Source organism: Desulfonauticus sp. (assembly GCF_055126295.1).
In genome coordinates, this window is record NZ_JBSRHE010000003.1 from 176813 (window position 1) to 201086 (window position 24274).

A 24274-nucleotide genomic window follows, 5' to 3' on the forward strand; every position below is an offset into this window, starting at 1 on the left:
TCTAAACCTTGATGCGTCTTGGCCACGAAAATACTCCTTTCTTAAAGAAATAAATAACAGCTAACCCCAAAATAAAGACAAAGAGAAAAATTTCGATAAAAGGCAAAAATCCCTCACTAAAAGGGTAATACACAGCCACAGGATAAAGGTAGAGCACATCTACATCAAAGGCTAAAAAGAGAAGGGCATAAAAATAATAGTTAATTCCAAAACGAACCCAGGATGTGCCATAGGGCCTGAGTCCGCACTCATAAGGTAATAACAATTCTTCATCTTTACACTTGGGCGCCAAAAGCAAGGAAGCCAAAAGAGGTACTCCAGCAAAAAGAACACCAGCCCCTAAAAACAGAATAATTGCCACATGTAGCCAGGAAAAAATCATTATTTTAACTCCTTTTTTAACTACCTAAAAAGCCCATTAAAACATTTTCTAGTTTTTTCAGCCTAAACACAAAGCGCAAAAACTTGTCAAGATTATTTTCGGTAAGTGCTTTCTTTCACAATAGAAACAGCTTTTTCAAAGACAAAATCTATCGATTACCAATAAAAATATTTACAAAACAAATAGATAAAAAGTTATTTCTCTCACAAATGGATTTTGGCTTGTCACAACCCTTTAAATAAGTTAAATAAAAAGAGTTAAAAAGTGAAAAAACCAGGAGGTCAGGTTTATGGAAAAAAAATATTCTATTTGCGGGATGTGTACCTCTCGTTGTCCCATAGAAGTAGATGTGGAGGACGGAGAGATTAAGTTTATCCAGGGTAATCGCCAAAGTGGGGTGCGAGGAGGTTTATGCGCCAGAGGAGCAGCAGGCAAGGCCTTGATTGAAGATGCTGAAAGGCCCCAATATCCTCTGATTAGGGAAGGTAAGCGAGGCGAAGGGAAATGGCGCAAGGCCTCCTGGGACGAGGCTTTTAGTTATGTGGCAGAAAAGCTAAAAGACATCACAGCCCAATATGGAGCCAGGAGTATCCTCTGGTCAGATCGAGGCGGACCCTTTGCTGACTTAAATAAAGCCTTTGTTAAAGCCCTGGGTACTCCTAATTATTGTAATCACGATGCCACCTGTGCCAGAAATGTTCAGCATGCAGCCTTATCTCTCTTTGGTTTTGGCCGAAAAGGCGTGGTCTATGACTTTAAAAACGCCAAGCATGTTATTTTGCAAACCAGAAACATCTTTGAAGCCATAAATGTAAGTGAATGTGTGGGCCTTATGGATGCCCTGGAAAAAGGCTGCAAGCTTACAGTTATAGATGTGAGGGCAACCATTACTGCAGGCAAGGCAGACAATTTCTTTTTAATCAGGCCAGGTACAGACTATGCCTTTAACCTGGCAGTCATTCACGAAATCCTGGCTAAAGAATACTATGATAAAAAATTTGTAAATAAATATTTTAATGGACTTCAAGAATTACGGTCCTTTGTAGAGCCGTACTCTCCTGAATGGGCAGAGCAGGAAACAGGCATTTCTGCCCAGGCCATTAAGGAGTTTGTCCAAGAACTAGCAGCAGCCAGTCCTTCAGTCATCTGGCATCCTGGCTGGAACAATGCCCGTTATAAGGATTCCTTTTATGTTTCCAGAACCATTTATATCATCAATGCCCTTTTAGGCTCCATTGGCGCAAAAGGTGGTCTGGCCTGGGCCATGACTCCCAAAGACTGTGGCCGTAAGGGACTAAACTCCCTGGCAGCCCTTTTCCCCAAACCAGAAGAAAAGCGAGCTGATGGAGTGGGCTGGAAGTACAAACACTTTGATGCAGGTCCAGGACTTTTACACCTTGCCTTTAAGGCCATTGAAGAGGAAGACCCCTATCCCTTAAAAGCCTATCTTTGTTTCCGTCACGACCCCTTAATGGCTTTTCCTGACCCAGAACGCCTGAAGCAAATTTTAGACAAACTAGAACTCATTGTCTCCATTACCTTTTCCTGGTCAGAAACAGCCTGGTTTGCAGATGTGGTCCTTCCCCTTTCCCCTTACCTGGAAAGGGAAAGCATCCTGGCCACCAAAAAGGGAGTTAAACCCCACTTTATTCGACGCCAGAGGGTTGTAGAGCCTCGCTACAACACCAAGGCCGAGTGGGAAATTATTGCTGGACTAGCCAAGGCCTTAGGTATTGAACAACTGAGCTTTAATTCCATTGAAGAAATCTGGAACTTCCAGTTGGAAGGTACAGGAGTTAAGATAGAGGACTTTAATCAAAATGGCATGGTCATGCTCACAGATAAACCCCTTTATATAGACCGAGATAACCTTACCTTTAAAACCCCTTCGGGAAAAATTGAAATCATCAATCCCAAATGGGAAGAAGCAGGCATTCCTTCCCTAAAGCCCTATGAATCCAAGCCCAGCCCAGAAGAAGGCTGGTTTAGGCTTACCATAGGCCGAAGCCCAGTTCATACCCAGGGACATACCATCAACAATGCCCTTTTAGTGGAGCAAATGCCAGAAAATGTGGTCTGGATAAATAAAGAAGTGGCTGACAAAATGGGTATTCAGGATGGTGATTTAATAGAAGTGTCTGGAGCCAATGGCTATAAAGGAAAAACCAGGGCCTTTGTAACTCCTTTTATTCATCCTGAAGCCATCTTTATGGTCCATGGGTTTGACTCTGCCACTCCTCCTGAAACCAAAGCCAGAAACAGAGGCGTAGCTGACCACAAATTGATGACAGGTGGATTAGACATCTGGGATCCTGCAGGAGGAGCCATTGCTCTGCAAGAACACTTTGTCCAGATAAAGAAACTCTAAAAAACTTAAAAGAGAGGGGAAGCTTCCCCTCTCTTTTTTTACTATCCTGGGAGGAACCAAATGTACTTCCAATTAAAATTAAAAGGAAAAATTTTTTCCCCCTTACTCTTGGTAGTATCCTCTTAGCTATTTTTATTTATTTTTTCTTCCACTTTCAGCTAACAAGCCTTACCTCCAGCTTTTTAAGACAAATTGCCAGCAACAAAGCTAAAGAAGTAGAAAGCTACTTCACCCTGGCCTCCCAGGAAGCAATTAAAATATCCTCCCTTTTTGTTAAATTGCCAGAAGTAAAAAAAGCCTATGAACTGGCTTTAAGTGGGAATATAGATAATGAGTCTGACCCCAAAGCCCAGGAAGCCCGGGAACTTTTAAGAAATTCCCTAAAAGACATTCTAGCTGGATATGAAAGTATCCTGGGAGAAAAATTACAACTTCACTTTCATCTTCCCAATGGTAGAAGCCTGGTTCGCTTGTGGCGCCAAAAAAATGCCAGGAAAGGAGATAGGTGGGTAGATATTTCCGATGATATTTCCTCTTTTCGCCAAACAGTAATGACTACATCTAAAACCCAGGAAAAGGTTTTAGGCATAGAGATTGGAAGAGGTGGCTTTTCCCTGCGCGGGGTTGTCCCTATCCTGGATGAAAACCATTACTTAGGCTCTGTAGAAACCCTGGTTAATTTCAACTCAGTACTAAAAGCAGCTATAAAAAATCAAAAAGAGTACTTAGCAGTCTATATGCTCCAGGAGCACCTGCCCATAGCCACAAAACTACAGGACCCAAAAAAATATCCTCTTAAAGGAAATTTTGTTCAAGTCTATGCACCCAACAGCGAATTAAACCAGATGATTATTCCTTCCTGGCTGGAACAAGGTACAGAAAAACTATTTCTAACCTTAAAAGAAAACTACAGCATAGCAACTTTTCCCATAAAAGATTTTAGTGGCAAAACCATCGGCGTTATGACTTACATTGTTGATGCTAAAGACCAGATTACACAAGTCAAACATTTAGAGTACATTCTTTTAGGTGGTGTATTTTTAATTCTCATTCTCTTTTTGCTCTTAGGAATTTTTGTAGTAAATAAATCTGTCCTTAAACCTTTAAGTAAGTTAACTTTAACTTCTAAAAAAATAAGTACAGGAGATTTAGATACAAAAATAGACTTTCAAAGTGAAGATGAAATAGGAGAGCTTGCTGCTAGTTTTGCTTTAATGGTTCAAAATCTAAAAAATAAAATCCAGGAAACCCTGGAAAAGACCAAAGAAGCAGAGCAAGCCACCTTAAAAGCTCAACAAGCCCTGGAAGAAGCTAAGAAAGCCAATTTGCAAGCCCAAAAGGCTGCTCAAGAAGGTAGAATGGAGGCAGCCCAAAAGGTAAAAGAAGTAAATAGAGTTATTGAAAAAAATGCCCAGGCTTTAAAAGCCAATAGTGAAAAGACCTTACAGAACACAAAACAGCAAAAAAACATGCTCCAGGAAATAGCTACTGCCATGGAAGAAATGAATGCAACAGTTCTGGAAATAGCTAAAAACTCTTCTCAGGCTGCAAATCTGGCAGAAGAAAGTCAAAACCAGGCTTCTGAAAGCTTTAGCCTGGCTAAAAAAGCCACTTCCTTTATGGAGGAAGTACAACAAGAAGCCAAAAATATGCAAAAAGATATCAATCACCTGGGCTCGCAAGCTCAGGAAATTGGCAAAGTAATCAATGTAATAGAAGACATTGCAGATCAAACCAATTTACTGGCCTTAAACGCAGCCATAGAAGCTGCCAGGGCAGGTGATGCAGGTAGAGGTTTTGCCGTAGTTGCAGATGAAGTAAGAAAACTGGCTGAAAAGACCATGTCTGCAACCAAAGAGGTGGGCGAGGCCATTGAAACCATCCAAAACAGCACTCAAGAAAATATTCAAAAGGTAAACTCTGTAGCCCACATTATTGCCCAAAGCCAGGAAATAGTAGAGCGTACAGGCAAATCCTTAGAGACCATAGTTGAACTAACAGAAAAAACTGCTGACAGCATCAGGGCCATTGCTACTGCCACGGAGGAGCAATCTGCCACTACAGAGGAAATCAGCAGAAAAACTCTAGATGTAAATGCAGTAGGAGAAGAGACTAATCAACTAATGCAGTTATCCATTGCTGCCCTTAAAGAATTGGAACAAAGCATTCTGGATTTGAAAAAAGTTATTGAAAACTTAGAAAAAGAAGAAAATTCCAGTAAATAAAAGGTTATTGGCTAGCTGGGAGATTAAAATCCAGGCTAGCCAATAGATTTAAAATTTTTTTAAAGTCCAGAGGAGGACTAAAATAGTATCCCTGCACAATATCGCAACCTAAAGCTTGGAGTAAAGACAGTTGCTCTCCCTGCTCAACTCCCTCTGCACACACTTTTATACCTAATACCTTACTCATTTCAATAATAGCTTTTACTAACTGTTCTTCTTTAGTCCCTGACTTCAAATCTACAATAAAAGACCTATCTATTTTAACTAGATGAATTGGTAAATTTTTTAAGTAATATAAAGAAGAATAACCTTTACCAAAGTCATCCAGGCAAACTAATATTTTATTTTCAGCTAAATTATTTAAAATATCTACCATAAGCCTTTCTTTTTGCATTAATATACTTTCTGTTATTTCCACCTGAAAGGCAGTTAAAGGAAGGCTATATTTTGTAGCCAATTCCTTAAAATAAAGAATCCAATCCATTCCTTCTTCAAAGCAGGCCAAAGACAGATTAACCGCACAAGAAATCTTTTTTTCTGGATAATTATGATAAATAACTCTCAAATCCTGAGCAATGCGTTCCAAAAGCAAAAAGGTCAAAGGAAGGATAAACCCCTCTTGCTCAGCCAAGGGAATAAATTCGGCAGGAGTAATTACCCTTCCCTCTGTTTTTTGCCATCTAGCCAGGGCTTCAAAACCAACTATTCTTTTACTCTTTAAATCAATTTTTGGTTGATAAAAAGGAATAAACTCCTTTTGTCTGATACCTTCTTTCAAAGTAGCTATTTTATCTATCTTTATTTTCGCTCTTTCATACATTTCTTTATTAAAATAACGATATTTACCATATCCTTCTCTTCTTGCCCTGTTTAAAGCAGTTTCAGCAAAGCGCAACAATTCTTCTGGGTCCTGAGAATCTTCTGGGTAAACACTTACTCCCAAACAACAACTCAAATTCAAAATTGTATTTTTAATACTTATCTTACTCAAAGTATCTTTTATCTCAAAGATTATACTTTCTATTTGAAAACTATCTTTAAAACTGTAAATTACAGCAAAACTATCCTCTCCTATGCGAGCAGCATTTTTTTGACCAACTAAAGAAACTAACTTATCACTAATTTCTTTTAAAATTACATCTCCAGCGCTATAAGAAAATACTTCGTTTATGTCTTTAAAATTATCTAAATCAATTATAATTAAACAAAACTTATCTTTCCAATTTACCAAATTTTCTTTTATTTTATTTAAAAACAATTCTCTATTCATAAGACCTGTTAATGGGTCAAAAAAAACGAAAATATTTAAATTTATCTTCTATCTTTTTTTGTTCACTAAGATCTATAAACATAGAGATATAGTTTATAGTTTTATTTTTAGCATCTTTTACTGCTTTAATACTCAAAAACTCCGGATAAACTTCTCCATTTTTCCTTCTATTCCAAATTTCTCCTTCCCAACTACCCTTAGTCAATAAATCATCCCACATTTGCCTATAAAAATCCTGAGTATGTTTATCTGACTTAAGTATATTGGGATTTTTCCCTAAAACCTCTTCTCTAGTATAACCAGTAATTTCAGTAAATGCAGGATTTACATTTATTATATTAGCTTTATCGTCAGTAATAACTATACCTTCAATACTATGTTTAAATATAAACTCAAGCAAAACATTTTTATAGTCAATACCTTCTAAAAAGGAACATTCTTTAACTATACCAACAAGTATTGATTTTTTTTCATCTTTAAAATGACCTAAAGTATGCTTAAAGCAATTATCTCCTATATAAAAAATTCTATCATAGACAAAATCAGTTTTTTTTACTTCTAATATATCTTCTATTTTTTTACAAAGAAAAGTTTTTTCTTCTTCTGGAAAAATTTCAAGAAAATATTTGATGTTTAAAATATCATCTAAAGATTCAATATTAAACATTGCTTTTATTTTTTCTGAAAGAAAAACCTGCTTAGAAGAAGTATCTAACATCCAAATACCCACTTGCAAGCTTTCTTCTACACCAGAAATAAAATTTTTAAATATATTTAAGCTGCTTAGCACAATCAAATATCCTCCTTTTATAACTCCTAGCTATTCAGTATTTATCTTAGCTTGCTCCGAAAGTAAAGCACTGGCACCACCAGGCGGGAAAACAGGGTGGCAGCCACTTCTCCAGCCATAAGGGAAATGGCCAGTCCCTGGAAGATAGGGTCTTTGAGAATAACTGCTGAGCCCACAATCACAGAAAGGGCTGTTAAGAGCATGGGCCTAAAGCGAACTGCACCAGCTTCAATCACTGCACTTTTTAAATCATCGCCTTCAGCCAGTCTCAATTCTATAAAATCCACTAAAATAATGGAATTTCTGACCACAATCCCGGCTCCAGCAATAAAACCAATCATAGAAGTCGCTGTAAAAAAGGCCTGAAACAAGTAATGGGCAGGAATAATTCCAATTAAAGAAAGAGGGATAGGAGCCATAATGGTCAAAGGAGTAAGATAGGACTTAAACCAGCCCACCACCAGAAGATAGATTAAAAGTATAGCCACGGCAAAAGCCAGGCCCAGGTCCCTAAAAACTTCATAGGTAATTTGCCACTCTCCATCCCACTTTACTGTGTTCTTTTCTTTGTCAGAAGGCAAACTGGTGTATAACACTTTTAACCTGGGAAAGTTCTCTTTTAGCTTTTGGTTTATCTTAAGCATCCCATACACAGGACTCTCTTCTGGCTCAGTCACATCTCCCGTAACATAAACCACGGGCAGTAAATTTTTATGATAAATGGGATAAGGTACTTCCCTTTGCTCTACCTTTACCACTTCTCCCAATTCTACAAGTCCCCTGGCACCTCTTACCTTTAAGGCCAATAAATCACTTAAAGAAGAGCGCCTGAATCTATCCAGATGTAAAAACAAAGGAACATCTTCTCTAAACTCTGGTTGATGAAAAAGCCCAAGCACCTTTCCCTGTAAGCTAGTACTTAAAAGGGCATAAATCCTATCTACACCTATGCCTAAAGAGTTTGCTTTTAGTTTATTCACTTTAAAGACTTCTTCTTTTTGTTCCTCTGTCATGTACCAATCACTATCCACAATACCAGAAGTAGAATCAAATATAGTTAATAACTGCCTGGCCAGGTCTATCTGGCCTTTATAGTTCGGACCATATACTTCCAGGACCAGAGTCTGTAATACTGGAGGTCCTGGTGGAATTTCCGCTACTTTTGTCCTTACCTTGTCTTTGTCTACCAGAGAAGCAATCAACTTCCGCACTTCCTTGGCTATTTGGTGACTTTGCCTGTCTCGTTTGTGTTTATCCAGTAAATTCACCTGAACATCAGCCACATTACTCCCTGCTCGCAAGTAATAATGCCTGATAAGACCATTAAAGTTATAGGGAGCACTGGTCCCAATATAAAGCTGATAGTTTTCTATTTCTGGAATAGTTTTCAATTGATTGGCTATTTTAGAAGTCAAAGCAAAATTTTCTTCTAAAGAAGTCCCTTCCTTATAGTCAAAAATCAACTGAAACTCACTTTTATTGTCAAAGGGCAGCATTTTTATATAAACTTTTTTAAAGTAAATTAAAGACACACTTAACAGGAATAAAAGAACCACCAACCCTAAAAAGGAATATAAGTGTAATTTACGGCTCAACAAGTACCCCATTATCTGCCGATAAATCCTGGTAAAAACATCCTCTTTGTGCTCGTGTTTTTGTGCTTTGGAAACTTTTAAAAGATGATAGGCACTCCAGGGGGTAATTATAAAGGCCACCACCATGGAAAAAAACATGGCCAAAGAAGCCCCAATGGGCATAGGCCGCATATAAGGGCCCATAAGCCCCCGCACAAAGGCCATGGGCATAAGAGCTACAATTACGGTAAAAGTAGCCAAGACCAAAGGGCTTCGGACTTCATTGACTGCTTCAACAATAATATCTCGAAAAGGCTTATTTTTATTTTCTGGTAAATGAATATGTCTGACAATATTTTCCACATCCACAATGGGGTCATCTACCAAAATACCTATACAAAAAATAAGGGCAAAAAGCGTAACCCTATTTAGGGTATAGCCCATAAAATAGTAGATAAATAAAGTTATGGCCAGAGTAACAGGCACGGCAATCATTACAATAAAACTAGCCCTTACTCCCAAAAAGAACACTATTAGCAAGGCCACGGCAAAGGTTGCAATAAAAAGATGCTCCAGCAGTTCATCTGACTTTTCTTTGGCGGTCTGGCCATAGTTACGCGTAACAGATATATTTAAATCCTGAGGATAGGCTTTACCTTTTACCAGTTCTACTCTTTGTATAATTGCTTTGGCCAAAGAGGTGGCATTAAAACCCTTTCTTTTGGCTATGGCAATAGTAACAGCTGGAAAAAGCTGACCGCGTAGTTCTTTGTGTTTACTGGCTAAGCCAGGTACAAAAAAATGATAGTTTTTATTTTCTTCGCCTTCTAAAACTACCCTGGCTACATCCCCCAGATAAATAGGCTTATCCTTTTTAGAAAAAGTAAAAGCTGTTTTAACTCCAGCATATTATTAAAAAGGCCATCTACTTTTACGGTAAAGGTATAATTATCCTGGGTAAACTCTCCTACTTTGCCTCCTTGATTTAAGGCAGCCAGCCTTTGAGCTACATCTTCCAAATCCAGGCCAAATAGCGCCAGCTTATGAGGATTGAGTAAAATCTTAACCTGTAGTTTTTTCCCGCCCTTTATCTCTACTTCTGATACCCCAAAAATACTTCTTATCTCTTCTTCTAAAGAAAGGGCAAACTGTCTTAACTCGGCTGGAGTGTATTTTGAACTCCAGAGAGTCAGGCTCACAATGGGCACATCATCGATAGACTTGGGCTTTAAAAGGGGCATGGAACAGCCAGGGGGAATCCAGTCCAGGTGATGATATAGTTTGGCATAGGTGCGAATAAGACTCTTTTCCTCATCTTCTCCCACATAAAAGCGAACCGTGGTCAAGGCACTTCCTTCCATTGCCTGGGAATAAACATATTCCACTCCAGGGATCTCCCAGAGCAGTCGCTCCATAGGATACACAACCCTGGTCTCTATCTCTTCAGGTGAGGCCTTGGGCATGGAGACAAAGATATCTATCATGGGAACCACAATTTGAGGCTCTTCTTCACTAGGAGTGTTAAAAAGGGCAAAAAGACCTAAAAAAAGACAAAAAATAATAACTAAAGGGACCAGTTTGGAATCAACAAAAAAGGAAGTAATCTTGCTTAAAAAATCATGCTCAGCTTTGGACATCTACCAAAGCCCCTTCTTCTGCTTTCTCTGTTTCTAAGAAGACCCTTTCTCCAGCCTCAAGCCCGGAAAGCACTTCTACCCACTCTCCTTCAGCACTGGCTAAAAAATTCTCTCCTTGCTGCCCATAAGTATCGCCAAGGGCAAGCAGGCGGTAGTGTAAAATATTTTTCTCATCCAGCACATAAACATAATTTAGGCCGCCTCTCTTACCTATCACCTTTAAGGGAAGCAAAAGTGCCTTCTTCTCTCCCAGAGGTAAAAACATCTCTCCATAAGTGCCAGGTAGGAGATTTTCCTTTACCTTTAAGCGCAAAGTAAAGGTCTGGCTGGCAAAGGAAGAATAGGGTACCTTTTCCCAGACCGGTAAAAAAAGACTTTTAGTAAGAGCAGGAAAATAAACCAGGAATCTATCACTCTTTTTTATTTTCTCAAAAAACTTACTTTCTATCTGGGTAAAAAAGCAAAGTTTCTCCTTTTCATAAATCTCTGCCAGGTCTTGCCCCACACTGACAATGCTTCCTCTATCCACCAGCTTTTTAAATAAATAACCAGATACAGGAGACTTCAATTGACTGTAGGTTAGTTGATGCTCCAAAGATTCCCTTTTGGCTAAAAGACCATCCAGCTTGGCCTGAATAGAATCTAAACTCTTTTCCAAAACCTCTTTTTCCAGCTCTCTTTTTTCCAGTTCCTGTTTACTAATAACTTTTTTCTGGAAAAGAGTTACATACCTATTATAATCCCTTTCAGCTTGTTTAAACTTGCTTAAAGCAATATTATACTCTTCTTTTAAGCTCCTAATCTCTGCTGCCAGTAATTTTAATTCCTTTTGTAAAAAAGTAGTGTCTATCTCTACTATTAACTCTCCTTTCTCAATCCATTCCCCTTCTTCTTTTGCAAATCCACTTATCTTCCCGGCTGAAAGGGCCTTTAAAAACACCTTTTCCCTGGCTTCTATCTGACCAGGATAACTCTGGCCCCAGAAAACCTTACTTTGCTCAAGGGTAAAAACCTTGCCTTGAACCAGCTTTGGCTTCAAAGGCAGGGAAGATTCTTCACCACAACCCCAAAGAAAAAGTAACAGCCCCAAAATAAGGATTATTTTTTTCATAATCCTTATTTTAAAACCAAAAAGTTGTTATTGGCAAGAAAAAAAGATTTTAAATACAAGAAGAGAATAAAAAGAGGAAGTAAATGAAATCACACTTGGGGAGGGCCCAGGACAATCATTTCAGCTAAAGTTAGTTTTACCCTGGGGACTTTATTTCGCTTGCTGCCTAAAAAGGCTAGCTCCAGCTCTGCCAGTTCTTGGTAAAAGGGAGTACGGTCCAAAAGCTTTACCTCTTTTTGGCTTTGCACAAGTTTTTGACTTTTAAAGCAGCCAGGAAATTCCTTAATCCCTCCTCCAGGTTGCAGAAAAAAATTGGGAACACCGTGCAGCCTGCAAATCATCAAGCGGTGAGAATACAAAACACAAAGCCCTTTCTCATTTACCGGACACATCAAACTGGGCTTTTGACCTGCAAGCAAAGATTGTTTTAGGTGCTCTACATACTCCTTGGCCCTTTGCTCAATGGCTTCTTGCTGCTCTGAAGGTAAACCCTTAAATCCTTCCCAAAAGTAAGCCCATTCAATATAGGTATGGTGATGAAAATAACTTGTACAGCAATTATCTTCACAACCTGCACAACTCAAGCCCAGAGCCCGGGCGTGCTCTTCATAACTTTCTTCCATGCGCTTATAAAGATTGGCTAGCTGCAGAAATATCCTGGTCTTGGGAGTTCTTTTTAATTTAACCATGCTAAAATCTCATCTAAACAAGTAGTTAAGCTCTTTTCTGTATGCACCCTAAACTGAGCATATTGTTCATAGAGGGGAGTGCGCTCTTTATACAAATCCTCCAGGGTTTGACCTGGTTTTAAGGCAAGTCCTCTTAAGGGAGCCAGGGCAATGCGCTCCTTTAGGGTCTTCAGGCTGGCCTGTAAATAAACAATATGCCCCAAACGCTTTAAATATTCCATGGCCTTAGGAGAATAAATTACACTTCCGCCCGTAGAAATCACGCACCGATTTAATTTTAAGCTCAAAATGGTTTCTTCTTCTGCCTGTAAAAATTTTTTTAATCCCAGTTTATTGCGCAAAGTTTCTAAGTCTATTCCCCACCAGGCCTGTAAAATAAAATCTGTATCCACATGGGCCCAGGAAAGTTTTTTGGCCAGCGCCCTGCCCAAGGTGGTCTTGCCTGAGCCTGGCATTCCAATCAAAATAATGCTCTTTCCCTGTTGTAAAAAAAAGGTCCTTTTAATTGGCAACTAGCCTCCCAGGTAAGCCTTTTTCACCTCAGGATTGTTCATAAGTTCTTTGGAGTCTCCAGCCAGAACAATCTCGCCTGTATCCAGCACATATCCCCGGTGGGCAAACTCCAGAGCCAATTTGGCGTTTTGTTCAATAAGCAAGATAGTAATCCCTTCCTTTTGATTGAGTTCCTTTAGGGCCCTGAACATTTCATACATAAGCAAAGGAGCCAATCCCATGGAAGGTTCATCCAGGAGTAAAAAATTAGCCCCTGTCATCAATGCCCTCCCTACAGCCAGCATCTGTTGTTCACCACCACTTAAAGATTCACTTCTTTGCTTTCTTCTTTCGTAAAGCCTGGGAAACAAGCGATAAACCAGCTCATAATCCTTGGGTATGCGCTCCACATCCTTTCTGGCATAGGTGGCTAACTTGAGATTTTCCTCTACTGTAAGGTTGCCAAAAATATGCCTTCCTTCTGGAGCCAGGGCTATTTTTAGCTTCTGCACCACATCGTGGGGCTCTACCTTTAACATGCTTTGACCTTTGTATAAAATATCTCCTTCTACCACCCTGGGGCCTTCTGGCGGAGGCACTCTGGTAATGGTATGCAAGGTAGTGGTCTTACCTGCACCATTGGCTCCAATCAACGTGACAATCTCTCCCTTTTTTACTCCAAAAGAAATCCCATGCAGGGCTTCAATGTTGCCATATTTTACTCTTAAATTCTTAATTTCTAATAACATTATATTTTCCCATCCCCCAAGTAAGCTTTAATTACTTCTGGATTATTTTGAATTTCCTCAGGAGTACCTTCAGCAATGGTAGCTCCAAAGTCTATAACCTTTAACCAGGAACAAAGGCTCATCACCACAGTCATCTGGTGTTCAATCATCCAGATAGTCAGTTTAAATTCTTTGTGAATCCAGCTTATGAGTTCAATAAGTTCTTTTACATCTGCCGAGTTTAAGCCTGCAGCAGGCTCATCTAAAAGCAATAGCTTGGGTTTTACAGAAAGAGCTCTGGCAATTTCTACCTTTCTTTGCATACCATAGGGTAAGTTTTTGGGCTTTTCCAAAGCGTATTCTTTTAAATTCATAATTTCCAAAAACTTATAAGCTTCGTCGCGAATACGCTTTTCATTTTCCTGATAGCGTCTGGTACGCAAAAACAAATCTTTCAAGCTATAGCCAAGGTTATAGTGCTGGGCAATCATGATATTGTCCAAAACACTCATCTCATGCCAAAGCCTTATATTCTGAAAGGTCCTGGCTATACCCAGGGCTGTAACCTGATGCGGTTTTAATCCAGCAATATTTTTACCATTGAAAATAATCTCTCCCCGGGTAGGCTGATAAAACCCACTCACCAGGTTAAATACTGTGGTTTTACCTGCACCATTGGGCCCAATAAGCCCTACCAGGGCCCCTTCTTCTATGGTCATATTAAATTCAGTTAAGGCACAAAGGCCACCAAAATATTGAGTAAGGTTCTTTATTTCCAGTAATGCCATATCTTTTCCACCTATTTGAATTGATAAAATTTTCTAAGTCTGGGGAAAATATCAGAAAGTTCACGATTACCCATAATACCTTCTGGCCTAAACTGCATTAAAATAATCAATAATAAAGGAATAACCACCCATTTGATAATCTGGAGAGGTCTAAGCAGTTCTAAAAGAAAGGTAAACAAAATAGCTGCCAGCACAGAGCCACTTAAAGAACCCATACCTCCCAAATAAACCATTACTAAACCTTCTGTAGATTTTAAAATATTAAAAGAGTTGGGATTAACATAACCAAGCACATGGGCAAATAAGGCTCCTGCAACACCAGCCAAACCAGAGGAAAACATAAAGGCAATAAGCTTCATCTTATTGGTATTTACACTCATAATTTCTGCAGCCACTTCGTCCTGATGAATGGCTATAATCCCTTTGCCATAGGTGGAGCTTACAAACCTATAAATGGCCCAGATACTTAAAATGGTAAAAATATAAACCCAGATTAACATCCAGGGCAAGAAGGCCACATCTTCCATGGCAAAAATAACACTCTTCATGCCCATAAATCCTCTGGGCCCACCAATAAAATCAAGATTTATAATAGTAGTAATAATAATATAGTTAGCTGCAATGGTAATAATGGCCAAATAGTCCCCCCTGGTTTTAAAAGAAGGTAAAGCCACCAGCAAACCAGTTAGGGCTGCAGCAATAAAAGCAATTATAACGATAATGGGAAAACCATAAATAGCATATTCTGGAGGTAAAAGAGGAGCGCCAAAAACCTTATCCTGGGCAAAGAAAAGCACACTCAAAACAGAAGAAACATAGGCACCTACTGCCATAAATCCAGCATGCCCGCAGGAAAATTCCCCCATATAGCCGTTAACAATATTTAAACTACTGCCAAAAATAATATTAATACCCATAAACATTAAAACCGACTGGGTATAAAGGTCTATTTTATCATAATAAGCCAGCCCAATTAAAACACCAAACAAAAGCAAAACCAAAAGAGGAACTGTAAATCTACGCATAATTAAAATCCAACCTCTTCTTAAATTTTTGTAGTCTTGGCCACGCCAAAAATACCTGTTGGCTTAATACTCAAAATAATAAGCAAAATGGTAAAAGCTATAAGGTCTCTAAAGGTAGAGGGGAAAAAGGCAACTACTAAAATTTCTACAAAACCTAAAATAAATCCCCCCACAAAAGCACCTCTTATATCTCCAATTCCACCTACAACTGCAGCAATAAAGGCTTTCCACCCCACCATTGCGCCCATATAGGGGTCTAAAATAGGATAGGACATGGCAAACAAAATACCAGCAATAGCAGCCATGGAAGAGCCAAGAACAAAGGTAAATACAATAATAGTATCTACAGGAATGCCCATTAAAGGTACTGCAAATCTATCATAAGAAATGGCCCGCATAGCCATGCCTATTTTGGTCTTGGTAACGATAAAATTTAAGAGCCAAAACACCAGAAAAGCAGCCAGAATAACGATGATTTTTACATTGGTGAAAGCAACACTTCCCAGGGTATAAACAGTTTTGTCTAACAATTCAGGAAAATTTTTTCTACTTGCACCTAAAAGGGCCAAATTTCCATTTTCCAGGATCAAACCTGCCATTAAAGCTGTAATTACCACATAGAGACGATTGGCCCCCTTGCGTCTAAGTGGCCTATAGGCAACCCGCTCAATAAAAACACCTACACAAGAAGTTAAAAACATAGTCAAAGGAATAGTTAAAGCTAGTACCAAGCCTTTAGGCAAAGCAAAAGGCAAAAAACCATAATGACCTAAAAGCAAGGTAGAGACAAAAAAGGCAATATAAGCGCCCACCATAAAAATATCGCCGTGGGCAAAGTTAATTAACAGCAAAACTCCGTAAACCAGACAATAACCAAGAGCAATGAGAGAATAATAACTTCCCCACTGCAGGGCATTTAAGATGTTTTGAATTACACTTTCTAGCACTTAACTTACCTCTTTTCTTATTTTTAGATAAAAAAGAAGCGCACCCAAAAGGCGCGCTTCTTTTTTATTTCTACCTACTATTTTTTAAGGACAAACGGATTCAGTAAAAAGAAATTCGCCTTTTTCACTAATTCTAACTACTACAGCACACTTAATGGGATTGCCCTGTTCATCAAACTTCATAGTACCAGTAATACCCTTAAATTCCTTAATGTTGGCCAAGGCATCACGAATAGCTTTTCTGTCTTTGCGCACATTTCCAGTAATCTTACCAGCATCCTGGATAGCTTGCAAGACCAAACGGGTAGCATCCCAGGTAAGGGCAGCTACATCATCGGGCACATAGCCGTATTTGGCAGTATAACGGTCAATAAATTCCTTGGTAGCACCAGTGGCACCAGCAGCAGCGTAGTGAGTGGAGAAATAATGTCCAACACAGTCATTTCCACAAAGATTCATGAGTTCAGCAGAACCCCAGGCATCAGAGCCCATAAAAGGACCATTCCAGCCAAGATCGTGAGCCTGTTTTACAATCAAGGCTACCTCATTGTAATTGTCTGGCAAGAAAATAAAGTCTGGCTTAGCAGCAATAATCTTGGTTAGCTGAGCGCTAAAATCCTGGTCCTTGCTGGCATAGGTTTCAAAGGCCACTACAGTGCCAGGACCGTGCTTCTTTTCCCACTCGGACTTAAAAATTTCAGCCAAGCCTTTGGAATAGTCATTATCCAAGGCAAAAAGAACAGCAGCCTTTTTGGCTTTAAAGGTCTTGGAAGCAAAGTTAACTGCTACAGGGCCCTGGAAAGGATCTAAAAAGGCAGCCCTGAAAACCCAGGGACGATCCTTGGTGGTGTCAGGGTTGGTGGACCAGGGAGAAATCATGGGAGTACGGTTGTCATTACACACCTGCCCAGCAGGAACAGCCTGCTTACTGGAGTTAGGTCCAATAATGGCCAGGACCTGATCCCTTTCAATAAGCTTTAAAGCAGCACTAACCGCAGACTCTGCCTTGGATTCATTGTCTTCATAAATAAATTCCAGCTTATATTTTTTGCCCCCTACTTCTAAACCGCCTTTAGAATTAATATCCTCTTTGAGCATTTCAGCTGCAAACTTGGAGGCTTCCCCTACCTTGGGAATATCTCCAGTCAAAGGAATATTAAACCCAATTTTAATGGTGTCTGCAGCAAAGGCCACCATAGTACTAAAAACAAAAAGAAAAGTTAACAAACCTGCTAAAAACTTCTTCACCCTAAACCTCCTTTTTATAAAAAGTTAAACTTAAAGCCTCCCCCTTACATTAACTCCTTTGGCAAAATACTTGCCAAACCCAATAAAAGCATTAAAGATAAGGAAATCGGCGTTTACTTTTGACCTTTACTTTTTTATCAACGGAACTTAACTAGACAAAATTGTTAAAATTAGTGTGTGTATTACTAGCCTAAAAGTATAAAAAGAGTAAAGAGTTTTTTTAGGTTATAAGACAAAAAAACCAGATAAAAGGTCATTTTTCTACACCAGGGGAGACTTAGAAAATGAACAATGAGGCCCTAAAAAGAGGAGAAAAACATTTTTTGGAAGGGGCCAAAGTCAGAGAAAAATTCTGGCAAGAAAATAAAAATATCCTGCTGGAAGTAAGCAAAATCATTGCTGCTGCCCTGACTAAAGGGGCAAAAATCCTGCTTTGTGGCAATGGAGGAAGTGCTGCTGATTCCCAGCATTTAGCAGCAGAATTTGTTAACCGCTATAAACTGGAGCGCCCTCCCTTACCAGCTATAGCCCTGACCACAGATACCTCTATTTTAACTGCCATTGGCAATGATTACTGCTTTACTGACATTTTTGTAAAACAGATAAAGGCCCTGGGCATGCCAGGAGATATTTTGCTGGCCTTTTCCACTTCTGGAAAAAGTGCCAATATCTTAACTGCCCTGGCTGTAGCCAGGGAAAAAAATATTCTCACCATAGGTTTTACCGGAGAAAAGGGAAATTTAATGGCAGATCACTGTGATTACCTTTTTGCCGTACCCAGCGCCAATACTCCCCTTATTCAAGAAGTACACATCACCATAGGCCATGTACTTTGCGACCTAATTGACTATTTTCTCTTTGAAGATGGAGAATCTTTAGAAAAATACCTGGACTATAAGGAGGTTTATTAAATGCCCATTTATGAGTTTGTGTGTGACAAATGCAAAGAAGAGTTTGAAGAACTGGTTTTAAAGGATGAAGAGGTAAAGTGTCCCAAGTGTGGGGCAAAAGAAGTAAGCAAACTCATGTCTGCTTGTAGGTTTAAGGCTGGTGGCCCCATTGTACTCAATTCCAGCAATAGCTCTGCCAGTTCCAGAAGTGGCGGATTTAGTAGCTCTGGTTGTGCTGGTTGTAGTGGTGGAAACTGTTCTAGTTGCGGATAAAGGATAATCTTATGTTCAAAAAAATACGCATTGCCACCAGAGGCAGTAAGTTAGCACTCTGGCAAGCTAATTATATTGCCTCCTGCCTTCAGCAACGCTATCCAGGGCTGGAAGTAGAGCTGGTAAAGATAAAAACCACGGGCGATAAAATCCTGGATGTACCTTTAGCTAAGGTGGGAGGAAAAGGACTTTTTGTCAAAGAAATAGAAGAAAGTTTACTCCAGAGGGAAACAGACCTTGCAGTCCATTCCATGAAAGATGTCCCTACCTTCTTACCCGAAGGATTAAAAGTAGGTATCATTCCCAAACGGGAAGTAAATATAGATGTTTTACTTTCTGAAACCTACCCAGACCTGCTTTCCCTGCCCAAGGGGGCTAAAGTAGGGACCTCCAGTTTGCGCAGGCAGGCCCAGCTTCTCTATCTGCGCCCTGGTTTAAAAATAGAGTCCTTAAGGGGCAACCTGGATACCAGGATAAGAAAGTTAAAAGAAGGCCAATTTGCAGCCATAGTGGTAGCAGGTGCAGGTTTAGCTAGATTAGAAATAGGAGCCAGATACCACTTTGAACTGACTCCTCCAGAATTTTACCCTGCTGTAGCTCAAGGCGCTTTGGGCATAGAGTACCTGGAAGAAAGAAAGGACCTGGAAGAATTTTTAAGCTTTTTAGACCACCTGCCCACCAGATATGAAGTATTAGCAGAAAGGGCCTTTTTAAGAGGCCTGGAAGGCGGTTGCCAGGTACCCATAGGTGGATATGCCAGATTTGAAGATAACCAGTTAGTAGTAAGAGGCCTGGTGGGAGATTTACAGGGCAAAACACTAATTAAGGCTGAAGTAAGAGGAAAATACCAGGCAGCTGAACAACTGGGAACAGAGTTAGCAGAAATTATTCTAAACAAAGGTGGAAAAGAAATCTTAGAAGAAATCTATCAACAAAGTTGACCCTCTTGTTAACAAGAGGGTCCAGTCCCTATAGCCACTTCCGAAAAGGCTGGCTTAACATCCATAAAGAAGTATAAAAATAATTACCTACATAGGAAAAATAAGAAGGTTTCTTTTCCACTAAAGCTTCTCCTCTCTGGTTTAACCTGGCAACCCAAAGAGAAGTTGTAGACAAATCACCTCCTTCTCTAAAACCAGCCAGTAAAAGGCCTCCTCTTTGGGGCAATAAAAGGGCACTGATACCTTCAAAACCTTTGCTACCAAAGGTTTTGTCCCACATAAAATTGCCCTCTTCATTCAAAGTTAAAAGCCAAAAGTCATACCCATCATGCCTGTAATTCCAGGTATACCCACCTAAATAAAACACCCCCTCTTTATTTTGGACTAAAGAAAGGATCTTTTCACTCTTTACCCCGCCAAACTGCCTTTTCCACTGTAATCTTCCCTTATTATCCAGTTTATAAATCAATAAATCTTCACTTCCTGTATCTTCACTGCTCACTACTCCAGCAAAAGCAATAGACCCGTCTCTAGTTAGGGTAAGGTCAAAAACATTTTGCAAAGCACTTAAAACCAAAAAGTGTTCCCACTCCTTTTCTCCTGACCAAGAAAGCTTCATAGCCCAGGCCCTGCTCTTAAGCCTCTCATCCTGAGAACGCCCAGCGACCACCAGACCGTCTTCCCCTGCTCCCAGGGCATAAAAATGGCCATTTCCCTTTCCTTTCCAGCTTTTAAGCCACTTTTTCTCTCCCTGAAAGTCCAATCCTATTACCAGCCCATGCTCCTGACCATTCACATCTTCTCTGGCTCCAGCTATGACTAAAGCATCCTCTAAGGAAACAATTCTCTCTCCTATTGCGGAAAAAGGAAACTTTAATGTTTTTTTCCAGACCAGGTTTCCATAAGCATCTATTTTTAACAACTTTATTGCTTTTTTAGAATTTTGTGCTAACCCTAAAAGCACCAGACTACCATCTTTTAATTCTACTACATCTTTAAAAATAAAGTCATTATCTTCTGTAAAAATCTTTTTCCATACCTCATTGCCTTGCCTATCCAAACGTATAGCCAAACCAGAATCTTTATCACCAGAAAAGACTTTCCCTACCAATATAAAATGTCCATTTTTTGTTTCCAGAGCTCTACTAATTGCACCTAAATTTTGAATACCTATTTCTTTATTCCAGACGTATTGCTTGGTTTCACAAGCAATAGAAGATAAAACAAGTAGGATTGTTATAATCCATTTAAACATTTACCCCTCCTTATTTATACTTGTCAGAGGGGTAAACTTCTTTTGTGAAGGTGATTTTACTTGGAGTTTACAGATAAGTTACAGCTAAGAATGGATAACGTCTTTAGCTAAAGGATATTTGCCACAGGTAAATTTTTCTCCCTCCGGGCAATATCCCAATCTTTCGCATTTGGGCCCAGCTAAATTAAAGATAACAGGAAGTTCTTTTCTTAAGATTTTGAGCATTTTCCAGGCCATTTTTCTAATTTCCCATTGAGCACGCTCACAACATCTAAGTTCAAAAAAATTAAGTAAACTTCTGCAATTCATAGTAAAGACCACTTTGGATTCACAGGCATTGGGCAAAACAAAACGCGCATCTTCATTGGCCTTTTTACCCTGGCCAGCTTCTTCCAAGATGGTCTGCAATTGGGCATAGGTCTGTGCTGCCTGGTGCATAAAGGACTCAAAAAGCGCTTTTGCCTTTTCTATTTTGGCAATAGCTGGGGGTAAAATATAGTCAAAATCCCTGGCATCCACATAACGCTGACTCTGCTGGGAATAGGAAGCTATGCGATGGCGAACCAGTTGATGAGTAAGTGCTCTAGAAACCCCTTCCACAGCAAAGGTAAAAGAAACGTGTTCAATGGGACTTTCATGCCCAGAAGCCAGGATATTTTCAATAAATCTGGCCTGTTTTTCCAGAGGAACTTCTCCCTGAAGCCATTTCTCAAAATCATCCCCCACATAACCCGGAGCATAACACTGCCTGAAGGCAGCATAGATCAAAGTAACTGCATTGGGGGTACTGGCCAAAAGTTTTACCTGCATTTTTTTAGCTGGCATAATTATTCCTCATCTAAAGGTAGGTTTAACTTGGCACCCAGGCCCAGGTGTCTATAGGCCAGAGCAGTGGCTACCCTGCCTCTTGGAGTACGCTTGATAAAACCACACTGAATTAAAAAAGGTTCATAGATTTCTTCAATGGTTTTCACTTCTTCTGAGACAGCAGCTGCAATGGTTTTCACGCCTACCGGGCCACCTCCATACTTTAAAATAATACACTCTAAAATTTTGCGATCCATAATATCCAGGCCCATTTCATCCACATCCATGGAATTTAGAGCCTTTTGGGTTGACTCCAGGCCAATTACTTCTTCTCCCAATACATGGGCAAAATCCCTAACCCTTCTAAGTAGCCTGTTGGCAATCCTGGGAGTACCTCTAGAGCGCCGACCTATCTCCAGAGCAGCTTCTTCTTTTATCTGCACGCCCAAAATCCTGGCTGCCCTTAGAACTATTTTAGCCAGCTCCTCTGGAGAATAAAAACTAAGGCGACAAATAACTCCAAACCTGTCTCTTAAAGGAGAGGTTAAAAGCCCAAGCCTGGTCGTGGCCCCCACCAGGGTAAAAGGCTCCAGATCTATTTTCACAGTCCTGGCTCCAGGCCCCTGGCCAATAATCAAGTCCAGTTTAAAATCCTCCATGCTGGGATAAAGCACCTCTTCCACTGCAGGGTGAAGGCGATGGATTTCATCGATAAACAAAATATCGTTTTGCCTTAAATTGGTTAAAATAGCAGCCAAATCTCCACTTCGCTCCAAAACCGGCCCGGAAGTGGAGACAATGTTTACTCCCAATTCCTTGGCCATAATATAGGCCAAAGTGGTTTTACCCAATCCAGGATTACCATAAAGCAAGGTATGGTCTAAGTGCTGCCCTCTTTCTTTAGCCGCCTGGATATAGACCTTTAAATTATTGCGCACATCTTCCTGGCCAATAAACTCATCTAAGGACTGCGGACGAATATTGTCTTCTAAGGGTTTCATTGTTGTTTGGCCTTGTGTTTAAGAACTTCTCGAATGAGCAAGGAAACATCCCATTCTTTTTCCTGGGCAATCAACTCCTTAATCAAAGGTAAAACCTCTTCCTTGCGATAACCAAGCCCTTTTAAAGCTTCTAAAGTATCGCTTACCAAGGTAGAAGCATCTTCTGAACTACTTAAGGAAATATCCTCTTCTCCCAATTTAAGCTTATCCTTTAAATCCAGAAATATTTTTTTGGCACTTTTGGGGCCAATTCCTGGAACTGTGGCCAGTAAACTTACATCCTCTTTTACTACCACATCAGCCAGATCCTGGGGAGTAAATACATCCAGGATAGCCAGAGCTAACTTGGGTCCAACTTTGGGAATAGAGAGTAAAAGGGCAAAGGTTTTTCTCTCTTCCCAGGACAAAAAGCCGTAAAGATCTAGAGCATCTTCTCGCACCAGGGTATAGACAAAGATCTCTACCTCCTGTCCCTTTTCCAAAGAAGCCAGACTTCTTTTTAGACAAAAGACTTCATAGCCTACTCCACCAGCAGTCTCAATAATAACACTTTCCAGGGTGGTTAAAAAAATTTTTCCCTTAAGATAGGCTATCATGTCTTTTCTAAAAAAGTGTTTAACCGCCTGGCATTAAGATGCGTAATAGCCACAGCCAAAGCATCGCTCACATCCAGAGGCCAAGAGGCTTTACTATTTAACATCTGTTTAACCATAAAGGCTACCTGCTCTTTACTGGCTCTACCCACGCCCACAATGGAATTCTTTACCCTGGTTGGCTCATAGGAAAACACCTTTAAATTTTTCCAGGCACAAGCAGTAATGGCTGCTCCCCTGGCCTGGCCCAAACGCAAGGCAGACCTGGCATTGGCCGCAAAAAACACATCCTCTATGGCAGCTTCTCCAGGCTGATAGGTATCTATAATCTTAATTAACTCTTCAAAAAGAAATCCCAATTTTTCATCCAGTTCTTTTCCCTGGGGCAAATAAAGGGCTCTGGCCAATACCAAGCGCAATACTCCGCTTTCTTCAGCCACCAGCCCCACACCTGTACATCTTGAACCTGGATCCAATCCCAAAACCAACATTAACCCAGCTTTTCTAACAATTCATCAGGAAGCTCAAAGTTGGCGTACACATTTTGTACATCGTCATGGTCATCAAGGGCATCATAAAGTTTTAAGAGCTTTTCTCCGGTTTCCACATCCACATTTACTGTATTTTGAGGGAGCATGGTGATTTGAGCTTCCTCATACACCACCTTATTTTCATCAAAATAGCTCTTTACCTGGGCAAAGTCCTTGGGGTCACATTTTACCTGCCACACTTCTCCATCATCACTCACATCTTCTATTCCTGCTTCCAACCCCACTTCCAGAAGCTCCTCTTCTGAATACTTGGACTTATCAAAGGAAAAAATTCCTTTTTTCTCAAACATCCAGGCTACACAACCAGACTCTCCCATAGAGCCACCATTTTTAGAGAGAATGTGTCTTAACTCTGCTACAGTACGATTACGATTATCTGTAGCTGCTTCAATCAAAATAGCCACTCCACCTGGACCATAACCTTCATAAATCACTTCTTCTATGTTCTCTCCACCTAGTTCACCTGTTCCCTTTTTAATAGCAGCTTCAATTTTATCCTTGGGCAAGTTTACTGCTCTTGCAGCCTCTATTGCAGTTCTTAACCTGGGATTGGTCTCAGGATTCCCTCCTCCTGCCTTGGCTGCCAGAACAATTTCCTTTGTTACCTTGGTAAAAACCTTGCTCTTTTTTGCATCCTGACGGCTTTTACGATGTTGAATATTGTGCCATTTACTATGACCTGCCATATA

24 protein-coding genes are annotated in these 24274 nt (G+C 40.0%); 5 read left to right on the forward strand and 19 right to left on the reverse strand.

Annotation, left to right across the window (positions count from 1 at the left end; genetic code table 11):
- Nucleotide 1: 1 nt before the first annotated feature.
- On the reverse strand, nucleotides 2-382 hold the full coding sequence (locus ACTCIM_RS03065; RefSeq protein ID WP_029969745.1) for an NADH-quinone oxidoreductase subunit A: 381 nt from the start codon (nucleotides 380-382) through the stop codon (nucleotides 2-4).
- Nucleotides 383-671: 289 nt separating this feature from the next.
- On the opposite strand from ACTCIM_RS03065, the gene ACTCIM_RS03070 reads away from it, so the two are divergent.
- Nucleotides 672-2750: a molybdopterin-dependent oxidoreductase gene (locus tag ACTCIM_RS03070; RefSeq protein ID WP_029968636.1), complete on the forward strand. Its 2079-nt coding sequence runs from the start codon at nucleotides 672-674 to the stop codon at nucleotides 2748-2750.
- Nucleotides 2751-3028: 278 nt separating this feature from the next.
- On the forward strand, nucleotides 3029-4975 hold the full coding sequence (locus ACTCIM_RS03075; protein ID WP_464278870.1) for a methyl-accepting chemotaxis protein: 1947 nt from the start codon (nucleotides 3029-3031) through the stop codon (nucleotides 4973-4975).
- A 4-nt stretch (nucleotides 4976-4979) separates the two neighbouring features.
- Here the strand turns inward: ACTCIM_RS03075 and ACTCIM_RS03080 are convergent, their stop codons facing one another.
- From ACTCIM_RS03080 to ACTCIM_RS03135, 12 genes are all read right to left on the reverse strand, one after another.
- On the reverse strand, nucleotides 4980-6245 hold the full coding sequence (locus tag ACTCIM_RS03080; protein ID WP_472313818.1) for a putative bifunctional diguanylate cyclase/phosphodiesterase: 1266 nt from the start codon (nucleotides 6243-6245) through the stop codon (nucleotides 4980-4982).
- A gap of 16 nt (nucleotides 6246-6261) precedes the next feature.
- Entirely contained in the window at nucleotides 6262-7035 is a 774-nt protein-coding gene (locus ACTCIM_RS03085; protein ID WP_472313820.1) for a PAS domain-containing protein, read from the reverse strand.
- Between the two features lie 41 nt (nucleotides 7036-7076).
- The gene (locus tag ACTCIM_RS03090) at nucleotides 7077-9470 is read right to left on the reverse strand and encodes an efflux RND transporter permease subunit (RefSeq protein WP_472313871.1); all 2394 of its coding nucleotides are present in this window, start codon (nucleotides 9468-9470) and stop codon (nucleotides 7077-7079) included.
- Nucleotides 9452-10246, reverse strand: coding sequence for an efflux RND transporter permease subunit (locus tag ACTCIM_RS03095; RefSeq protein ID WP_464278872.1), 795 nt, complete (start codon nucleotides 10244-10246; stop codon nucleotides 9452-9454). The genes ACTCIM_RS03090 and ACTCIM_RS03095 overlap by 19 nt, the downstream gene beginning before the upstream one ends.
- Entirely contained in the window at nucleotides 10233-11357 is a 1125-nt protein-coding gene (locus tag ACTCIM_RS03100) for an efflux RND transporter periplasmic adaptor subunit (protein ID WP_472313822.1), read from the reverse strand. Before ACTCIM_RS03100 ends, ACTCIM_RS03095 begins: the two co-directional genes overlap by 14 nt.
- Before the next feature lie 89 nt (nucleotides 11358-11446).
- Nucleotides 11447-12046 carry a hypothetical protein gene (locus ACTCIM_RS03105; protein ID WP_472313825.1) on the reverse strand — a complete coding sequence of 200 codons (600 nt, stop codon included), beginning with the start codon at nucleotides 12044-12046 and terminating at the stop codon, nucleotides 11447-11449.
- Nucleotides 12034-12558: a homoserine kinase gene (gene thrB / locus ACTCIM_RS03110; RefSeq protein WP_472313826.1), complete on the reverse strand. Its 525-nt coding sequence runs from the start codon at nucleotides 12556-12558 to the stop codon at nucleotides 12034-12036. Before thrB ends, ACTCIM_RS03105 begins: the two co-directional genes overlap by 13 nt.
- Nucleotides 12559-13287, reverse strand: a complete 729-nt coding sequence (locus ACTCIM_RS03115) for an ABC transporter ATP-binding protein (protein WP_029967797.1) — start codon at nucleotides 13285-13287, stop codon at nucleotides 12559-12561.
- Nucleotides 13287-14054: an ABC transporter ATP-binding protein gene (locus ACTCIM_RS03120; protein WP_472313828.1), complete on the reverse strand. Its 768-nt coding sequence runs from the start codon at nucleotides 14052-14054 to the stop codon at nucleotides 13287-13289. Before ACTCIM_RS03120 ends, ACTCIM_RS03115 begins: the two co-directional genes overlap by 1 nt.
- Before the next feature lie 11 nt (nucleotides 14055-14065).
- Nucleotides 14066-15079 (reverse strand): branched-chain amino acid ABC transporter permease, encoded by a 1014-nt coding sequence (locus tag ACTCIM_RS03125; protein ID WP_472313830.1) that lies wholly within the window; start codon nucleotides 15077-15079, stop codon nucleotides 14066-14068.
- Nucleotides 15080-15099: 20 nt separating this feature from the next.
- Nucleotides 15100-16026, reverse strand: coding sequence for a branched-chain amino acid ABC transporter permease (locus ACTCIM_RS03130; protein WP_472313833.1), 927 nt, complete (start codon nucleotides 16024-16026; stop codon nucleotides 15100-15102).
- A gap of 84 nt (nucleotides 16027-16110) precedes the next feature.
- A complete protein-coding gene (locus ACTCIM_RS03135; protein ID WP_472313874.1) occupies nucleotides 16111-17223 on the reverse strand; it encodes an ABC transporter substrate-binding protein in 1113 nt (370 codons plus the stop codon).
- A gap of 335 nt (nucleotides 17224-17558) precedes the next feature.
- Between ACTCIM_RS03135 and ACTCIM_RS03140 the strand changes: the two genes are divergently transcribed.
- From ACTCIM_RS03140 to hemC, 3 genes are read left to right on the forward strand one after another with little or no spacing between them, the layout of a single operon-like run.
- Nucleotides 17559-18185, forward strand: a complete 627-nt coding sequence (locus ACTCIM_RS03140; protein WP_029967781.1) for an SIS domain-containing protein — start codon at nucleotides 17559-17561, stop codon at nucleotides 18183-18185.
- The gene (locus ACTCIM_RS03145; RefSeq protein ID WP_472313835.1) at nucleotides 18186-18437 is read left to right on the forward strand and encodes an FmdB family zinc ribbon protein; all 252 of its coding nucleotides are present in this window, start codon (nucleotides 18186-18188) and stop codon (nucleotides 18435-18437) included.
- Between the two features lie 11 nt (nucleotides 18438-18448).
- Nucleotides 18449-19378, forward strand: coding sequence for a hydroxymethylbilane synthase (gene hemC / locus ACTCIM_RS03150; RefSeq protein ID WP_029967777.1), 930 nt, complete (start codon nucleotides 18449-18451; stop codon nucleotides 19376-19378).
- Between the two features lie 28 nt (nucleotides 19379-19406).
- Here hemC and ACTCIM_RS03155 read toward each other — a convergent pair whose 3' ends face one another.
- The 6 genes from ACTCIM_RS03155 to ACTCIM_RS03180 form a co-directional block, all read right to left on the reverse strand.
- Nucleotides 19407-20633 carry a hypothetical protein gene (locus ACTCIM_RS03155; RefSeq protein ID WP_029967775.1) on the reverse strand — a complete coding sequence of 409 codons (1227 nt, stop codon included), beginning with the start codon at nucleotides 20631-20633 and terminating at the stop codon, nucleotides 19407-19409.
- Nucleotides 20634-20717: 84 nt separating this feature from the next.
- Nucleotides 20718-21458 (reverse strand): FAD-dependent thymidylate synthase, encoded by a 741-nt coding sequence (gene thyX, locus ACTCIM_RS03160; protein WP_029967772.1) that lies wholly within the window; start codon nucleotides 21456-21458, stop codon nucleotides 20718-20720.
- 2 nt (nucleotides 21459-21460) lie between these two features.
- Complete coding sequence (gene ruvB, locus ACTCIM_RS03165; RefSeq protein WP_029967770.1) at nucleotides 21461-22441, reverse strand: Holliday junction branch migration DNA helicase RuvB; 981 nt, start codon at nucleotides 22439-22441, stop codon at nucleotides 21461-21463.
- Nucleotides 22438-23037, reverse strand: coding sequence for a Holliday junction branch migration protein RuvA (gene ruvA, locus ACTCIM_RS03170; protein ID WP_029967768.1), 600 nt, complete (start codon nucleotides 23035-23037; stop codon nucleotides 22438-22440). The genes ruvB and ruvA overlap by 4 nt, the downstream gene beginning before the upstream one ends.
- On the reverse strand, nucleotides 23034-23525 hold the full coding sequence (ruvC, locus tag ACTCIM_RS03175) for a crossover junction endodeoxyribonuclease RuvC (protein ID WP_029967766.1): 492 nt from the start codon (nucleotides 23523-23525) through the stop codon (nucleotides 23034-23036). Before ruvC ends, ruvA begins: the two co-directional genes overlap by 4 nt.
- Nucleotides 23525-24271, reverse strand: a complete 747-nt coding sequence (locus ACTCIM_RS03180; RefSeq protein ID WP_029967763.1) for a YebC/PmpR family DNA-binding transcriptional regulator — start codon at nucleotides 24269-24271, stop codon at nucleotides 23525-23527. The genes ruvC and ACTCIM_RS03180 overlap by 1 nt, the downstream gene beginning before the upstream one ends.
- Between the last annotated feature and the right edge of the window lie 3 nt (nucleotides 24272-24274).

Excerpts from the sequence above, each read along its gene's own strand:
- ACTCIM_RS03065 (WP_029969745.1), bottom strand. The coding sequence starts at position 382 with ATGATTTTTTCCTGGCTACATGTGGCAATTATTCTGTTTTTAGGGGCT.
- ACTCIM_RS03070 (WP_029968636.1), top strand. The coding sequence starts at position 672 with ATGGAAAAAAAATATTCTATTTGCGGGATGTGTACCTCTCGTTGTCCC.
- ACTCIM_RS03080 (WP_472313818.1), bottom strand. The coding sequence starts at position 6,245 with ATGAATAGAGAATTGTTTTTAAATAAAATAAAAGAAAATTTGGTAAAT.
- ACTCIM_RS03095 (WP_464278872.1), bottom strand. The coding sequence starts at position 10,246 with ATGTCCAAAGCTGAGCATGATTTTTTAAGCAAGATTACTTCCTTTTTT.
- ACTCIM_RS03100 (WP_472313822.1), bottom strand. The coding sequence starts at position 11,357 with ATGAAAAAAATAATCCTTATTTTGGGGCTGTTACTTTTTCTTTGGGGT.
- ACTCIM_RS03105 (WP_472313825.1), bottom strand. The coding sequence starts at position 12,046 with ATGGTTAAATTAAAAAGAACTCCCAAGACCAGGATATTTCTGCAGCTA.
- ACTCIM_RS03115 (WP_029967797.1), bottom strand. The coding sequence starts at position 13,287 with ATGTTATTAGAAATTAAGAATTTAAGAGTAAAATATGGCAACATTGAA.
- ACTCIM_RS03120 (WP_472313828.1), bottom strand. The coding sequence starts at position 14,054 with ATGGCATTACTGGAAATAAAGAACCTTACTCAATATTTTGGTGGCCTT.
- ACTCIM_RS03125 (WP_472313830.1), bottom strand. The coding sequence starts at position 15,079 with ATGCGTAGATTTACAGTTCCTCTTTTGGTTTTGCTTTTGTTTGGTGTT.
- ACTCIM_RS03135 (WP_472313874.1), bottom strand. The coding sequence starts at position 17,223 with ATGGTGGCCTTTGCTGCAGACACCATTAAAATTGGGTTTAATATTCCT.
- ACTCIM_RS03140 (WP_029967781.1), top strand. The coding sequence starts at position 17,559 with ATGAACAATGAGGCCCTAAAAAGAGGAGAAAAACATTTTTTGGAAGGG.
- ACTCIM_RS03145 (WP_472313835.1), top strand. The coding sequence starts at position 18,186 with ATGCCCATTTATGAGTTTGTGTGTGACAAATGCAAAGAAGAGTTTGAA.
- hemC (WP_029967777.1), top strand. The coding sequence starts at position 18,449 with ATGTTCAAAAAAATACGCATTGCCACCAGAGGCAGTAAGTTAGCACTC.
- ACTCIM_RS03155 (WP_029967775.1), bottom strand. The coding sequence starts at position 20,633 with ATGTTTAAATGGATTATAACAATCCTACTTGTTTTATCTTCTATTGCT.
- thyX (WP_029967772.1), bottom strand. The coding sequence starts at position 21,458 with ATGCCAGCTAAAAAAATGCAGGTAAAACTTTTGGCCAGTACCCCCAAT.
- ruvB (WP_029967770.1), bottom strand. The coding sequence starts at position 22,441 with ATGAAACCCTTAGAAGACAATATTCGTCCGCAGTCCTTAGATGAGTTT.
- ruvA (WP_029967768.1), bottom strand. The coding sequence starts at position 23,037 with ATGATAGCCTATCTTAAGGGAAAAATTTTTTTAACCACCCTGGAAAGT.
- ruvC (WP_029967766.1), bottom strand. The coding sequence starts at position 23,525 with ATGTTGGTTTTGGGATTGGATCCAGGTTCAAGATGTACAGGTGTGGGG.
- ACTCIM_RS03180 (WP_029967763.1), bottom strand. The coding sequence starts at position 24,271 with ATGGCAGGTCATAGTAAATGGCACAATATTCAACATCGTAAAAGCCGT.